The 14319-nt window shown below is 68.1% G+C and carries 12 protein-coding genes and 1 pseudogene; 10 read left to right on the top strand and 3 right to left on the bottom strand.

The features are described from left to right. Positions 1-258: pseudogene (locus ACIRG9_RS30480) on the top strand (hypothetical protein); the annotation flags it as partial. 112 nt (positions 259-370) lie between these two features. On the opposite strand, the gene ACIRG9_RS30475 reads toward ACIRG9_RS30480, so the two are convergent. Next, positions 371-1042, bottom strand: a complete 672-nt coding sequence (locus ACIRG9_RS30475) for a hypothetical protein (RefSeq protein WP_402863604.1) — start codon at positions 1040-1042, stop codon at positions 371-373. A 176-nt stretch (positions 1043-1218) separates the two neighbouring features. Here ACIRG9_RS30475 and ACIRG9_RS30470 point away from each other — a divergent pair, with 176 nt between their 5' ends. From ACIRG9_RS30470 to ACIRG9_RS30455, 4 genes are all read left to right on the top strand, one after another. After that, positions 1219-2436, top strand: coding sequence for a HupE/UreJ family protein (locus ACIRG9_RS30470; RefSeq protein ID WP_402863601.1), 1218 nt, complete (start codon positions 1219-1221; stop codon positions 2434-2436). A gap of 126 nt (positions 2437-2562) precedes the next feature. Beyond that, entirely contained in the window at positions 2563-4539 is a 1977-nt protein-coding gene (locus ACIRG9_RS30465; RefSeq protein WP_402863598.1) for a fibronectin type III domain-containing protein, read from the top strand. Between the two features lie 92 nt (positions 4540-4631). After that, on the top strand, positions 4632-5711 hold the full coding sequence (locus ACIRG9_RS30460) for a WxL protein peptidoglycan domain-containing protein (RefSeq protein WP_402863595.1): 1080 nt from the start codon (positions 4632-4634) through the stop codon (positions 5709-5711). A gap of 344 nt (positions 5712-6055) precedes the next feature. Next, on the top strand, positions 6056-6409 hold the full coding sequence (locus ACIRG9_RS30455; RefSeq protein WP_402863592.1) for a hypothetical protein: 354 nt from the start codon (positions 6056-6058) through the stop codon (positions 6407-6409). A 145-nt stretch (positions 6410-6554) separates the two neighbouring features. Here the strand turns inward: ACIRG9_RS30455 and ACIRG9_RS30450 are convergent, their stop codons facing one another. Next, on the bottom strand, positions 6555-9608 hold the full coding sequence (locus ACIRG9_RS30450) for an ExeM/NucH family extracellular endonuclease (protein WP_402863589.1): 3054 nt from the start codon (positions 9606-9608) through the stop codon (positions 6555-6557). A 315-nt stretch (positions 9609-9923) separates the two neighbouring features. Here ACIRG9_RS30450 and ACIRG9_RS30445 point away from each other — a divergent pair, with 315 nt between their 5' ends. The 5 genes from ACIRG9_RS30445 (at position 9924) to ACIRG9_RS30425 (ending at position 12963) form a co-directional block, all read left to right on the top strand. After that, positions 9924-10319, top strand: a complete 396-nt coding sequence (locus ACIRG9_RS30445) for an Imm1 family immunity protein (protein WP_402863587.1) — start codon at positions 9924-9926, stop codon at positions 10317-10319. A gap of 293 nt (positions 10320-10612) precedes the next feature. Continuing rightward, complete coding sequence (locus ACIRG9_RS30440; protein WP_402863584.1) at positions 10613-11590, top strand: virginiamycin B lyase; 978 nt, start codon at positions 10613-10615, stop codon at positions 11588-11590. 143 nt (positions 11591-11733) lie between these two features. After that, positions 11734-12078 (top strand): ArsR/SmtB family transcription factor, encoded by a 345-nt coding sequence (locus tag ACIRG9_RS30435; protein WP_402863610.1) that lies wholly within the window; start codon positions 11734-11736, stop codon positions 12076-12078. Beyond that, complete coding sequence (locus ACIRG9_RS30430) at positions 12075-12542, top strand: SRPBCC domain-containing protein (RefSeq protein WP_402863581.1); 468 nt, start codon at positions 12075-12077, stop codon at positions 12540-12542. The genes ACIRG9_RS30435 and ACIRG9_RS30430 overlap by 4 nt, the downstream gene beginning before the upstream one ends. Continuing rightward, positions 12535-12963, top strand: coding sequence for a DUF6069 family protein (locus tag ACIRG9_RS30425; protein WP_402863579.1), 429 nt, complete (start codon positions 12535-12537; stop codon positions 12961-12963). The genes ACIRG9_RS30430 and ACIRG9_RS30425 overlap by 8 nt, the downstream gene beginning before the upstream one ends. Positions 12964-13213: 250 nt before the next feature. Here ACIRG9_RS30425 and ACIRG9_RS30420 read toward each other — a convergent pair whose 3' ends face one another. Further along, on the bottom strand, positions 13214-14014 hold the full coding sequence (locus ACIRG9_RS30420) for a class I SAM-dependent methyltransferase (RefSeq protein ID WP_402863576.1): 801 nt from the start codon (positions 14012-14014) through the stop codon (positions 13214-13216). Positions 14015-14319 lie beyond the last annotated feature (305 nt).

Below are 14319 nucleotides of genomic sequence, written 5' to 3'. Positions count from 1 at the left end.
GGCGACCTGACCATCACCAAGGGCAAGGTCAACGGCCCGGTGTCGGTCACCGGCAACACCGGCGGCGTCCGCATCGACACGGTCACCATCAGCGGCCCGATCACCATCACCGGCAACACCGGCAGCCAGCCGGTCATCGTCGCCGCCAACACCATCAGCGGGCAGTTGGCCTGCTCGGGCAACAACCCGGCGCCGGTGAACGAGAGCCGGCCGAACAGCGTGAAGGGCTCAGCCTCAGGCCAGTGCGCCAAGCTGTAAACCGAATGTTCTAACCGGTCCGCGGCCGGAGCCAACCAGGCTCCGGCCGCGGACTCTTTTGTGCTTCCGGCCGACGAACCCGCCAGATGATCATTTCTGGGGCAGGCTCAGCTCAGAGCTGGTCGAGCCAGATCACGATCCCGGTCAGATCGTTGAGTACGGCCGCGACGCCTGCCCTGATGGCCGCCGCGCAGCGCTCCGCGGTGAACGACCCGGGGTCGTACGTCGAGGACATGCCGAGCCCCTCGCCACGGAACGACGCGCCGGACCAGTCCACCGCCGTGACGTTGTGGGTGGGCTCGGCCAGCTCCGCGCCGACCACGAGGAACTGCTGCGACAGGTGGTGCGGGCTCACCAGCGTGAGCGGGTCGACGAGGTCGTTGCCCGCGCTGACGATGAGGTCCGGGCCCAGTTCGAGGGCCCTGGTGATGCTGGGTACGAGGTCGTGGCCGTCGTCGGCGACCACCGTCCTGAGGTCGACGTGCGTCTCACCGGCCCAGCCCTTGATCGCCGCGACGAGGGCCCTGGTCGGCTCGTCGTCACCCGCGGTCAGCAGCACCACCCGGTAGCCCTTCGCCGGGCGTACCCCGGACCAGGAACCGGGTCGGGGGGTGACGGTGCTCTCCGGGGTGGGCGGGGCGGAGGGGTCGAAGAAGCCCGGGCCGAGAGTGCCGATCGGAATGGGCTTCGGGTGTGGCCGCGACCAGTCGTCGCCGGAACTGCATCCGGTGAGCAGAGCGGCGGCCGTGGCCAGCGTGGCAACGGCCCGGAGCGGGGGGCGCAAGGCGGTCGTCCTCCGAAGGGCTCGCGGGGAATCAGCGTGCTCCTTCCTATCCCAGTTCCCGCCCAGGTCAATCCGCTGACCGCCATTCCGGCCCTTTGTTCTTCAGCGGTTCGCCGATGGTCCGGTCGGCGTTCAGCCGTGGCGTGCAACGTGCACTCGCAAACCGAAGGAGCCGCATGTCAACACGTGTCCGCCGGACCGCCGTCGCCGCCGTGATCGGAACCATCGCGGTGGTGTTCGCCGCCCTGAACGCCGGGCCGGCGCTCGCCCACGGGTTCACGTCGACCGTATATCTCCACGCCACCGACGGTGACGAGGGCCTTGTTCGGACGAAGGTGGAACTCGAGTACGACCTCTTCGTCGTCTCCGCCGCCGACTACCAACACGACGACCCCCTCTTCAAGGCGGGCATCCCGGCGTTCGACGCCGGTGACACCGCCGGACAGGCCGCCGCACTCAACGCCCACCGAAATTCGGCCGTCGGATACGTCACCGAGCGCCTCTCGGTCGCCTCCGGTGGTACGCCCTGCACCCCCACCCAGGTCGGCGACTTCACCATGGGCGAGCGGGAGGGCGTGCCGTACGCCAACCTGCTGCTCGACTGGGCCTGCCCCGAGCGGAGCGACGCGCACGAGGTACGCAGCACGCTGTTCCCCGACGCCGAGGGCTATGTCAAAGGCACCAAGACGATCGTCACCTACGAACTCGACGCCCGCTCGGGCAGCGCCGCGCTCGACGCCGCTCATCCGTCCTTCTCGACCGCCCAGGCGTGGTACGAACGGTTCTGGGAGTTCTTCCGGCTGGGCGGGGAGCACCTGCTGAGCGGCATCGACCACATCCTTTTCCTGCTGGCGCTCATCGCCGGGTCACGGCGACTGCGGGAGATCGTGCTGGCGGCCACCAGTTTCACCCTGGCGCACTCGGTGACGTTCATGCTCGCCGCCCTCGGGCTGGTCGACGTGCCGGCGCGGGTCGTGGAGCCGGTCATCGCGCTGTCGATCGCCGTGGTCGCCGGCTGGCACCTGTGGCGGCTCTGGCGGCGCGGCGACCACGCCACCGACCTCGATACGGCGGGCGGCGGTCACTTCAGTCTGGACCGTTCTGGTTGGATCCGGCTCGGAGTCGTGTTCTGCTTCGGCCTCGTGCACGGGCTGGGCTTCGCGGGCGCGTTGGGGATCGACGAGGCATGGTCGTGGACCCTGCTGTGGTCTCTGCTGGTGTTCAACGTCGGCATCGAGGTCGTGCAACTGACGATTATCGCGATCGTCTTCCCCCTGTTGGTCGTGTTGCATCGCCGTTCGGCCAAGACTGGTCTCTGGACGACGGGCGCAATTTCAGCGGGCGTATCCGTTATGGGACTGGTCTGGTTCGTCCAAAGGATCCTGGGCTTCTGAAACCGGCGCAGGGTTCCGGGAAGTGCAACGAATCCGCCGGGCCGGATTCATGACCAATTCACCGTGCGACGAAAGCTTGAGTCCGCTCCCTGAGCACCTCTCCTCTCTAGAAAAGGGACGGAATCAATGAGATTGAGCACCTCGGCGCAGGCCCCCGGGCTTGTGCGGCGTCGCGTGGCCGCCGGGGCCACCGCGGCGTTCCTGGGCCTCGGCCTGGCCGTCGGCAGCGGCCTGGCCACCAGCGCCAGCGCTGCCGACGCCTCCACCCTGACCGGCATCATCCTCGGCGTCGGCGCCGACGAGTCCCAGCGCATCGTGAACTGGTACTCCTCGGACGACACCGTGCAGCAGGTCCAGCTCGCCCCGACCGCCTCGCTCGTCAACGGCGAGTTCCCGGCCAACGCCGCCACCTTCGACGCGATCGGTGGGGCGAACATCGCCTCCAGTGGCGGCTTCAACCGCCACGCGACGATCACCGGCCTGAAGGAGGACACCGCGTACTCCTACCGGGTCGGCTCTGAGGGCAGCTGGTCCCCGGCGTACTCCTTCAAGACGCAGGACTTCGAGGGCAACTACGACTTCCTGTTCTTCGGTGACCCGCAGATCGGCTCCTCCGGCGACGTGCCGAAGGACCAGGCCGGCTGGGCGGAGACCCTGAAGGTCGCCACGGCGGCCAACCCGAACGCCGAGCTGCTGGTGTCGGGCGGCGACCACGTCGAGACCGCCGGCACCGAGACCCAGTGGAACGCGTTCCTCGCCCCCGACCAGCTGCGTCAGGTCCCGTTCGCCGCGACGATCGGTAACCACGACGTCGGCTCGAAGGCGTACGAGCAGCACCACTTCACCCCGAACACCGACCGGTCGGGCGCGCTGTACGCCAACGGCAACCCGGCCTCCAACACGTCGGGGGGTGACTACTGGTTCATCTACAAGGACGTGCTGTTCATCGACATCAACAGCAACAGCTACGCCAACAGCTCGGGTGGTGGCGGTGACGCGGCGCACGTCGCGTACATCACGGATGTCGTCAACAAGCACGGCTCCGAGGCCAAGTGGAAGGTGCTCCTCTTCCACCACGCGATGTACTCGCCGGCCAGCCACGCCAAGGACTCCGACGCCAAGGTTCGTCGGGTCGACTTCCCGACGGTCTTCTCCAACCTCGGCATCGACATGGTGATGGCGGGCCACGACCACGCCTACTCCCGCAGCTACGCGATCAAGAACGGCGCGAAGGCGAACCCGGAGGAGCAGCCGGGCGCTGCCGACGTGTACCCCGGCCCGGGTGGCGTGATCTACGTGACCGGCAACTCGGCCTCGGGCTCGAAGTACTACGACATCACCAAGCCGGACAGCAGTGGCACGAGCGGTGCCGGCAACGGTGCGGACCCGCTGAACCCGGACAGCTACTGGTACAACTCGTCGCAGAACCAGGAGCACGTCCGCAGCTACGTCAAGGTCCAGGTGCGCAACGACAAGCTCGTCGTCGAGAACGTCCGGAGCGGCACCTGCGCCGCCCCGAACGCCTCGGTGGAGAAGGGCCTCAACTGCACCAACACGCCGGAGGGCCAGCCGGTCGGCTCGATCACCGACAAGGTCACCGTGCACCCGTACCAGGGCAACGGCCAGAACATCCAGGTCGACGTGCCCAACGCGGCCCCGGGCGAGTTCGGCTGGACGATCGACGGCTACAACGGCCTGGTGGACCTCGGCACCGCCGAGGAGCACAACGGCGACTACTTCGCGGCGACCGGCCAGATCAACCCGATCGTCGTGTCGGACAGCCGCCGCTCGCTCGCCCCGTGGTCGATCTCGGCCAGCGTGGGTGACTTCCAGGACGGCGACAAGTCGTTCTCCGGCGCGTACCTCGGCTGGACGCCGAAGGTGCTCGACGCCGGTGCCGGTGCTCAGGCCAGCGGTGCGGTGGCCTCCGGCTACGACAACAACGGCACGGGCCTGTCCGTGTCGCGCGGTCTCGGCTTCGCCGACCAGGGCCACGATCGGGGTACCGCCAAGCTGGGCGCTGACCTGGACCTGAAGATCCCGGGCAGCGTCGAGAAGGGCAGCTACCGCGCCACCCTCACGATCACTGCGCTGAGCAGCTGACCGGAACCGTTTTATCCGGCGGGGTAGGCACCTTCGGGTGCCCACCCCGCCACCTTCGCCAGATCCGATCGAGATCGCCGAGGAATCCCGAGATGCACGTGCTCGCAACGCGCCGGAACACCGCCGTCGCCGCCCTCGCCCGTACCGCCGCCCTGGCCCTGCTCGTCGCCTTCGCGATCGCCGGCCTCGGTGCTGTGCCCGCTCGCGCGGCGGACGGCGACGTCACCTGGACGGTCCGGACCGCCTCGAACAGCTTCGGCGCCGATCGGTCCAGCTTCAGCTACTCCGTCAACCCCGGTGGCCAGGTCAAGGACGCCATGGTCGTCGCCAACCGTGGCAAGGCCCCGCTCGACCTGGGCGTCTACACCGCCGACGGCTTCACCACCGGCGCCGGTCAGCTCGACCTGCTCACCAGGGACAAGAAGTCCATCGGAATCGGGGCCTGGGTCCACGCCGACCGCGAGCGCGTGGTGGTCCAGCCCGGGAAGACGGTCGAGGTCCCCTTCGCGGTCACCATCCCGGACAACGCCACGCCCGGCGACTACGCGGGCGGCATCGTCACCTCGCTGACCCAGGCCGACACGGCCGAGGGCATCAACGTCGACCGGCGCCTCGGCATCCGGATCAAGCTGCGGGTCAGCGGGGCGCTCAAGCCGAACCTCGCGGTCGAGGACCTGCACGTCGACTACGCCGGCACGTCCAACCCGTTCGGCAAGGGCGACGCCACCGTCACCTACCGGATCCACAACACCGGCAACGCCATCCTGTCGGCCCGGCAGGCCGTGTCGGTCACGGGACCGTTCGGGTGGCTGCGGGCCGACGCGCGCGATGTCGCGGCCCCGCCGGAGCTGCTTCCGGGGGAGAGCTGGGAGGTGAAGGTGCCCGTCCACGGCGTGGCGCCGGCGGTCAGGCTGGCCGCGACCGTGACCCTCACGCCCACGCTGACCGATGCGTCGGGCTCCACCACCTCGCTCGACCCGGTCTCGGCCACAGCGCACGGCTGGGCGGTCCCGTGGACCCTGTTGGTGCTGGTCCTCGTCCTGGTCGCAGCCGCCGTCGGGGCGCCCCTGCTCGCGCGCCGCAGCCGGCTGCAGCGCAAGCAGCGCGAGGAAGCCCGCGTGCGGGAGGCTGTCGAGCAGGCACTCCGCGAGCAGGAGACGTCGACCCACTGATTGCCGCGCGTCCCGCGTTTTTTGCGGCGTCGGCCTGCTGAGGCCGACGCCGCAAACTCGTCTCAGAACGGCAACTGGTCGCGGGACCCGGCCTCGATGAGCGGGTTCATCGCGAACGCGGCGTCGGAGAGGCCGGGGTACGCCCTTCGGGGAGTGGATCGCTGGTGGGGACTCGCGATACCTTGCTGAGGGCATGACTCCTACCGGGCTCTCTTGGCGTCAAGTCGACCTATCTAAAGACCGGGACAAGTCCTGGCATATGCCGCACTTGCTGGAGCTGGGGTGCTGAGATGACCGATGCCGGTCGACGAGGGGCCGCCTGGTGGATGGGAAGGGTGTCCCTCGTGGGGGCGCTGCTCATGCCGTTGAAGTTCATTCTGTTGCTCGTGGTGATCGGGCGAGAGGACTACATCGGTTTCGCCCAGCCGGACGGGGTCCTGCTCGTGCTCGGAATCGAGTTGTTCCTCTACCTTGTGCCCACCGTGGCGATCCTAGGGCTGCTTGCCGCAATAGGCCGGGCAGCCGATCCAGGAATCGCATTTCGAGCGCTGTGTGTGATGCTCCTGGGTGGAGTTGCTGGGCTGGCCATTCTGATCACCCTCTCGCCCGCCTACCTCTCGGTGGAGGTGGCTGGACAAGCTGTTGTCGCGGGCGTGGCTGTGTCGAGCGCCAGCGCGCTGCGGCGGCGAGCAGCGTAGGCCATTTGCGCGTAGGCCCGGGACTCATCCCTGTGCGGCAGATTCCACAGGTGGACAGAGGCCCCCAGCATGATCGGGATTGAAGGGCTCAACGAATCGGGGCCGCCTTCGCGTGGAAGGCGGCCCCGAGCGTATTACCGTCGGATCAGCTGACGCTCTTCCACGGGCCGTAGGGCTGGCCGGGTGCCTGGTTGCGGGTCCAGTACTGGGCGACGTACTTCTTGCCCTGGTAGACGACCGTGTCCCCGGTGTCGAAGATGCGCGACGGGGTCCAGACGGCGGTGCCGTCGGCGGCGGTCACCATCTGCTGCCACGGGCCGTAAGGGTCACCCGGGGTCTGCTTCTGGGTCCACCAGAGCGCCTCCCAGGTGGAGCCCTGGTAGGAGACCTGGTCGCCGGTGTTGTACACCTTCGACGCGTTCCAGGCCGGCACCGTCGGCGTCACCGGCGGGTTCAGCCCGACGACGACCGGGTTGTGGTCCGACGCCGAGAACGGGTCGCTGCCGTTGAACAGCAGGGTGGCGTTGTAGTTGTAGCGGCTGTAGCCGAAGGCCACAGCCTCCTGGGCGTTGATCTCCCACACGTCCGCGCCGGTGACCAGCGCGCGGGCGGCGGCGTTGGCCAGCACGTGGTCGAGCGAACCCACGAGACCGTTGTACGAGTACGTCGACTCCGACGGGGCGAGGGTGGCGCCCAGATCGGTGTAGCCGTTGTCGTAGAGGACCCGCATCGGGTCCTCCTGGGTGTAGGCGTTGAAGTCGCCGACCAGGAAGATCCGGTCCGTGCCCAGGCCCGCCGCCACCTGCGTGGCGAAGGCGCTCGTGTCGTGCGCCTGGCGCACCCGGGTCGCGTTGTAGGAACCCTGGTTCACCGCCGGCGAGGACGTGTTCTCGGTGTCGCCGTCGTACAGCGGGGTGCCGCTGCCCTTCGACTTCCAGTGGTTGGCGACGACCACGAACGCGTCGGCGTCGGTCGCGCCGGCCTTCTTGAAGCCCTGCGCCAGCGGCTGGCGAGCGATCGAGAACGGCTGGCCGGGGCCCGAGTCACCGGTGAGCACCACCGACGAACCGACGAGCGCGACATCCGCCGGCTTGTAGATGAACGCCGTACGGATCACGTCCTGCTGGGTGAGCGGCGGCAGCTTGTCGTCGGCCGGGGAGGGCACGTACGCCCACACCTTCGAGCCGGCGGCGGCGTTGAGCGCGTCGACGAGCCCGGCGAGCGCGGTGTCCCGCGGCAGGCCGAACTTCACGGAGTTCTCGACCTCCTCCAGCGACACGATGCTGGCGCCGAGCCGGTTGATGCCGGTGACGATCTTCGCCTGCTGCCGCTGGAAGTTGGCGTCGTCGGCCGCGCCGCGCGGGCCGGCGCTGTTGCCGGGGCCGGAGCAGGTCTTCACGCCGATGTGGTTGCCGGCCCGGTCGTCGTAGTAGGTGCAGGTGCCCAGACCCTTGGCGACGTACGCCTGCCCGGTCATCGGGAAGTAGTTCTGGACGTTGAACGTCGCCAGGTGGACGCTGCCACCGACGGCGGCCGGCTGCTGGTTCGGGGTGCGGGTGTCGCTGAAGGTCGCGACCGCGTGGCCGTCGTCGGTCACCTGCTGGGTCGGCTGGAAGTTCCACAGCGAGAACCGGTATTCGAGGATCACCGGCTGGTGGAAGCTGACCTTCGAGCCGACGCGGACGGGGTTGCCGGGCGTGAGCCACGGCAGCGGCGTGCCGGTGTACGAGCTGCCGCTGTAGTTCCAGCTGGCGCCGTCGTCCAGGGTCACCATCCGGGCGGCGTTGTCGTCGACCACGGCGTACGCCTGGGGGCTGCCGGCGGGGCCGGCGTCGGTGGGCTGCCGCAGCGGCGTGTCACCGGCGGCGAGGGTGAAGGAGCCGTACCAGTTCGCGTCGTAGTTGTCCGACACGGTGAAGTTGCCCTGGGGCGCGATCAGCTCGCCCTCGTGCGCCTCCTTCTGAGCGTCCGTGGCGAGGTGGGACCACGGGATCACGGCCGGCTTGACGGCGGGCAGCGCCGTGGCGAGCTTCGTGACCGTCGGGGAGCTGATCTCGGTCTCGCCCTGGTACTCCACCACCGTGCCGGTGACCCGGACACTGTCGCCGATGCTGACCTGGCCGGCCGAGTTCGAGCCGAACACGAAGACCGCGTCGGAGGCGCCCGGGGTGGCGTCCTCCGCCTCGGTGCCGCCGGTGCCACCGGTCTGGATGAAGAAGCCGTTGAACCCGCCGGTGCGGTAGACGGCGGTCACGACACCGTCGGTCGTCACGTTCTTGTTGGCGTACGGCGAGGTGTCGGTGTTCGTGCCCTGGATCTCGGCGATCGGCAGGACCTTCGCCTCGGACGCGACGGTGAAGCTGAAGGACGCCGAGCCGCTGGCGCCGGCCGAGTCGGTCGCGGTGACCGTCACCGAGGACGTGCCGGCCGCGGTCGGGGTGCCCGACACGACCCCGGCGGAGGAGACCGCCAGGCCCGCGGGCAGCCCGGTCGCAGCCCAGGTGTACGGCGCGGTGCCGCCCGTGACGCTGAGGGTCAGCGGCGCGATCGCAACGTTGAGCGTCCCGTTCTGATCGCCGGGGTTCGTCACCGTGACGGCAGTCGTACCGCCGTCGGACGCGGCGTTCTGCGGCGTCGGGGTGGCGACGCGGAAGTCGGCGGCGTTGTTGTCCGTGTCCTTACCGGCCGCGTCACGCTGGTAGCTCAGGACGACCGAGTTGCCGGTCGCGGCGTTCCCCTCCGGGGAGTTGCTGTTGCCCCAGCCGATCTTGTCGATGACGGAGGCGTCGGTGGGGAGCACGCCCGAGGTGCTGGCCGCGATGAAGAGCGTGCCACCACCCGCGCCCGGGTTGATGCTGCCGCCGGTGTTCATGTCGGCCGTCGGCAGCGATTCGCCGTTGGCGCCGTTGCTCGGCAGCTGGATGAGGAAGTGGCCGTGCGCGGCCACCGTTCCCGACAGCGCGAACACCTGCGCGCCGCTCGGCACGACGGTGCTCGTGGGCGCGCGGTACTGCAGCGTGTCGCCGCTGAGCGAGATCGCCTTCGACGTCGGGTTGAAGAGCTCGATGAACTTGTTGAGGTGGCTCGCGCCGGCTGAGCCGCCGTTGACGTACGCCTCGCTGATGACCAGACCGGCACCGTCCGGAGTGGCGGATGCGGGGGAGGCGAGCAGCGGCGAGGCCAAGCCAGCTGTTGACAAGGACAGGGCGACGATGCATCGCCGTATGAGTGCACGGGACATGGACCCGAACCTTCCGATGATGGTGACGCGGCTCCGACAGTCTGCGGGCCGACCTACCGGGACGCTAGGTGCCCGACTGCGTCTATCGGCGGATGAAAGCTGAACACCATGTGACAGCCTTGCGCAACTTCACCGAATTGATGTCAGCGCTTGATGCCGTCGCGCACGGTTTGCCTCGTTTACGCACCGGACGCACGACCAGCCGCAACGTTCGTTGGGCGGTGCCAGGTGGTGGCACCGTGTGTACACCGGCACCGGAGCGAGGATCACCCGATGACGTTGCTACTGCGCGACTATCACGGCCACCCCTACGAACTGACCAGCCCTGAGGACGCCGCTCGCCGCTTCGACGAGCAGATCGAAACGATCATGCCGCACGGGGGCTGCGGACAGACGCTTACTGTCGGCACCCTCGACCAGCCAGTCCTGCGCATTGACATCGACATCGACGCCGACCGCGCGGCGGTGCGCTGGCTGCCCGACAGGAGCTACGTCGCCGACCTTGCCCCTGACACCCCGATCACCGTCTACGAATCACCCGATACCGGCCTCCAGGACATTCCCGCCAACCGTGCACGGGTGGCCACCGCAGTCGCCCGGGCTGTCGTCGTGGAATACGCCAACACGGGCCAGCGCCCCGCCAATGTGCACTGGAAGTACGACCAGTAGCAGCCGCCGCTGATCTGGTACCGCATCGCCGAGCAGACCTATTCGGTGCAGCTTTAAGTGGCGCTGGCGCGTGCTGGGCCGCTGAACGTGCACAGCACCGTGCAGATGTGGAGGCGCGTGCGAGCCTTCAACCGCCCGGGAGCCGGCTAGCGGATTCAGCGAGACCCACAGGAGCCGGGCGGGCGACCACCGCGATATTCCGTTACCAGCGAGCCGACATCGACCGTTTGGCGTATCCGCATCTGGCTTCTGATGAGCGCGCGTCTGACCCGGTCGGCGACAGGGCGTTCGCTGTGTTCGACGGTGTCTTTGGCGATATCGATTGCGCGGCGACTGATCAGCGGGTGATGGTGTCGTCGGCTGCGAAGGAGGCCCCGATGCCTGATAAACACCACCTGATCACCGAGGTCTCGGTGGCGGACCGAGGTGCCGGCCCGTACGGCGTAACCACCGGTCCCGACGGAGCGCTGTGGTTCACCCTCGTGCACAGCGGACACATCAGCCGCCTCGGGCCAGGTGACGACGTCACCACGCATACGTTGGACTCGGCGGGTTGCGGCCCCTCCATCATCACGTCCGGGCCTGACGGCGCGTTGTGGTTCACCCGCAACCGGGACCACCGGATCGGCCGTATAGCCACGGACGGCACCAGCATGTCGTTCGCCACTCCCACGCCGAACAGCGGACCGTTCGGCATTGCGGCAGGCCCTGACGGCGCGCTGTGGTTTACCGAGATGAACGCCGACACCATCGGTCGGCTAACCGACAGTGGTGCCATCACCGAGTTTGCGCTGCCGGTCCAGGGCGCCTTCCCGTCGATGATCACGGCAGGCCCGGACGAGGCGCTGTGGTTCACGCTGAACCAGGCCAACGCGATCGGTCGGATCGACCCCGGCGGCACCGTCACCCTTCACGAATTACCCACTGCTGGTGCCGGACCGGTCGGCATCGCGGCCGGCACCGACGGCGCCCTCTGGTTCGTGGAGATCATCGCCGGGCAGGTCGGCCGGATCACGCCTGACGGCAAGATCCAGGAGTTCCCGCTGCCGGACCGCGCGGCCAAACCCCACGCGATCGTCGCCGACCCGGTGGGCGGCTGCTGGTTCACCGAATGGGGTGCCAACCGCATCGGACACGTCAGCCCGCACGGCGCCTTCCGCCATTACGACCTACCAACCCCGAGATCTGAACCCCACGGAATCACCGTCGCCTTCGACGGCACAGTCTGGTCGGCCCTGGAAACAGGCACAGCCGCCCGCCTCGCATCCTGACCGGCGGTCGTGGTCGACGTTCTGCGCGACGCCCGACCCGCCGCGGTCATGAGACATCCACTCATAGCCGAATTGAGTGCGTCGCCGCTTGCCACACCAGGACGATATTGAACCTGAAGGTTCAGTGTCGTAAGGTGAACTACGTGGTTCACCAACATGTCCTGGACCGGGTGTTCGCCTCTCTGGCCGACCCGACCCGCCGAGGCATTCTGATCCGGCTCGGCGATGGCCCGGCCACCATCGGCGAACTGGCCGAGCCCACCGGGATGAGCCTGACCGGCATGAAGAAGCACGTCCAGGTGCTCGAAGACGCGGGACTCGTCGTCACGGAGAAGGTCGGCCGGTCACGCCAGTGCCGCCTCGGCATTGCGCCGCTGGACGAGGCGATGGCCTGGATCAGCTTCTACCAGCGTCTCTGGGCCCGCCGCCTCGACGGTCTCGACGCCTACTTCACCCTCCAGCCCGCCCCGAAGGGACAGGATTCATGACGCTCGACATGCGGATGACGCGGCAACTGCCCGCGACGCCCGAGGAGGTCTTCGACGCGTACACAGACGCGGAGAAGCAGAAGATCTGGTTCACCATCCTCGACGAGCAGCCCGGCATCGTCGAGATCGAGGTCGATCTGCGAGTCGGCGGACAGCAGACTGCAGTGTGGGGGCCCAACCCAGACATGCTGTTCCGAGAGACGCAGACGTTCGTCGAGATCGACCGCCCGCACCGGCTCGTCACCGAGTCCACCGGCGCCAGCCCGGACGGCATGACCATGACGACCCGCATCGAGGTCACTTTCGAAGAGAAGGACGGCGGCACCCTGATGACCGTCGTGCAGAGCGGCTTCCCGGTTCCCGAGGTTCGTGACTTCTTCGTCAGCGAGGTGTGGACCGGCGCATTCGCCCGTATCGAGGTGTTCCTGGTCCGTCAGCGCGGAACGGAGCCTGCTGATGGCTAGGCTCTCTCGGGCGGCGGTCGTCGCCCTCGGCGGCGTCACGGCCGTGGCGGTCAATCTCGTCGTCTACAGCGTCGGGAGAGCAGCCGGCGGCACGTTCCAGTTCACCTCCTCCAGCGGACCGGCCGAGGTCGACGCGGTCACCATCGCTGGTTTCACCGCAGTACCGCTGCTGGTCGGCCTTGCCGCCGTCGCCCTGCTGGCACCGTTTGCTGCCTGGGTCGTCCGGGCAGCCTTGGTCGTCGGCCCGGTGCTGGCGGTCGGCACGGTTGCCCTGATGACCCTGCCCACCGACTTGGACACTGCGAGCAAGGCGGCACTGGCCCTCTGCCACCTGGCACTCATCCCGATCACCATCGCCGCCGTGGTCGCCATCGGACGACGAGCGCAGGCCATCCGCGCTACAAGAGCCATACCAACCTGAGCCGCGCCGTACGCCGGAAAGGAGACCCTGTCAGACAGGACGGCTTTCCGTGTAGGTCGAAACGGCTCCAAAAGTGGCGGGCTTGACCTGGTCAGAGGTAGATGTCGTGCACGAGGCCGCCGGGTAGCGGGACGTGATCAGCAGCGTCATTGCATGTGATAAACCCGGGCGACGTCGGCGATCATCCCCGGAATACTGGTCGCCTATGGACGGGGGCAAAGTCGTCGTCGCCACCCGTACGCGGGTGCATCTATCGGCGGCAGACGAGGATGCCTCCGTGTCCGGAAATGACGAAGGCGCCGTTTCGGTCGATTGCTTCATTGAGGCGTTCGCGTACGCGGTGGAGGGTTGGTTCGAAGGGCACGCCGGTTTCGTGTGCCCATGCTTGGTATGAGGCGAGGTGGTTGAGGACTGGTTGGGGTTCAGTGACGACGATGCTGCCGGGTAGGTCGATGAAGTGGATGTCGCTGACGTGGGGGCGTAGGCGGTCTTGGGCGTCGTCGAGGGGGAAGCGGCTGCTGAGCGAAATGCGTCGTGGACCGGTGGGGATGCCGAGAACGTCCGCAGCGGCGGCCGACCACAAGTCGTCGAGTTCGTGTTTGTCGTCGGTGGCGTTGGTGGATACGACGAGGATGCCGTGGGGGCGCAGGACGCGGGTGAGTTCGGTCAGGCCGAGTTCGGTGTCGGTGACGTGGTAGAGCATGTGCATCGCGAGCACGGCATCGACCGATTCGTCCTGCAGTGGTAGAGCTGCGGCGTCGGCGACCACCGTGGGTGGGGGTGTTTCTTGGAGGATGCCTGCGGCGATGTCGATCCCGATGGTGGTGAGATCGGGACGGTCGGCTCGTAGGCGTCGCAGATAGCGGCCGTTGCCGCAGCCCACGTCGGCGATGGCGCCCGTGACGGTGATCAGGTTCTCAATGACGATGGCGGGCAGGTCGTATGCCGGTGTCTGGTAGCGGTAGAGCGCCTGCCGGGCGGACAGGTGCTGCCCGCAGGCGTAGGCGGCGTTGGTGAGCACACTGCGGTCGGTCGTCGGTTCGCTGCTCATACTGCCGCTCCGTTTCTTACGACGACGGAAGGACTCATGAGGCGCGCTGCCGGCAGTTTCTCGGCGAGAGCGCCGCCGCTACCAGAACGTATGAGGAGATTCTCGCTGGCTTGCCGCAGAATGGGCGGCTCGACGAGGGCCTGTGGCGTGCGGACCTGGCCATGGCGTACCTCGACGAGGGCGAGCCGGAGCGTGCGGCGACTGAAGGGCTGGTTGCGTTGGAAGTTGCGAGGGCTACCTCCTCGGCCAGAACTCTTCGCGCGGTCGGACGGCTTCTGCCGCGGCTACGCCAGCACCGCGACCTG

It is taken from the genome of Micromonospora sp. NPDC093277 (assembly GCF_044765245.1).
In the GTDB taxonomy this organism is placed as follows: Bacteria; Actinomycetota; Actinomycetes; order Mycobacteriales; family Micromonosporaceae; genus Micromonospora.
Note: the sequence above shows the minus strand (reverse complement) of the source record. Positions and strands in the feature narration are given on the sequence as shown.

Bases quoted from the DNA above. Each gene is read 5' to 3' on its own strand.
- ACIRG9_RS30470 (WP_402863601.1), top strand. From the start codon at position 1,219: ATGTCAACACGTGTCCGCCGGACCGCCGTCGCCGCCGTGATCGGAACC.
- ACIRG9_RS30465 (WP_402863598.1), top strand. From the start codon at position 2,563: ATGAGATTGAGCACCTCGGCGCAGGCCCCCGGGCTTGTGCGGCGTCGC.
- ACIRG9_RS30460 (WP_402863595.1), top strand. From the start codon at position 4,632: ATGCACGTGCTCGCAACGCGCCGGAACACCGCCGTCGCCGCCCTCGCC.
- ACIRG9_RS30445 (WP_402863587.1), top strand. From the start codon at position 9,924: ATGACGTTGCTACTGCGCGACTATCACGGCCACCCCTACGAACTGACC.
- ACIRG9_RS30430 (WP_402863581.1), top strand. From the start codon at position 12,075: ATGACGCTCGACATGCGGATGACGCGGCAACTGCCCGCGACGCCCGAG.
- ACIRG9_RS30425 (WP_402863579.1), top strand. From the start codon at position 12,535: ATGGCTAGGCTCTCTCGGGCGGCGGTCGTCGCCCTCGGCGGCGTCACG.
- ACIRG9_RS30420 (WP_402863576.1), bottom strand. From the start codon at position 14,014: ATGAGCAGCGAACCGACGACCGACCGCAGTGTGCTCACCAACGCCGCC.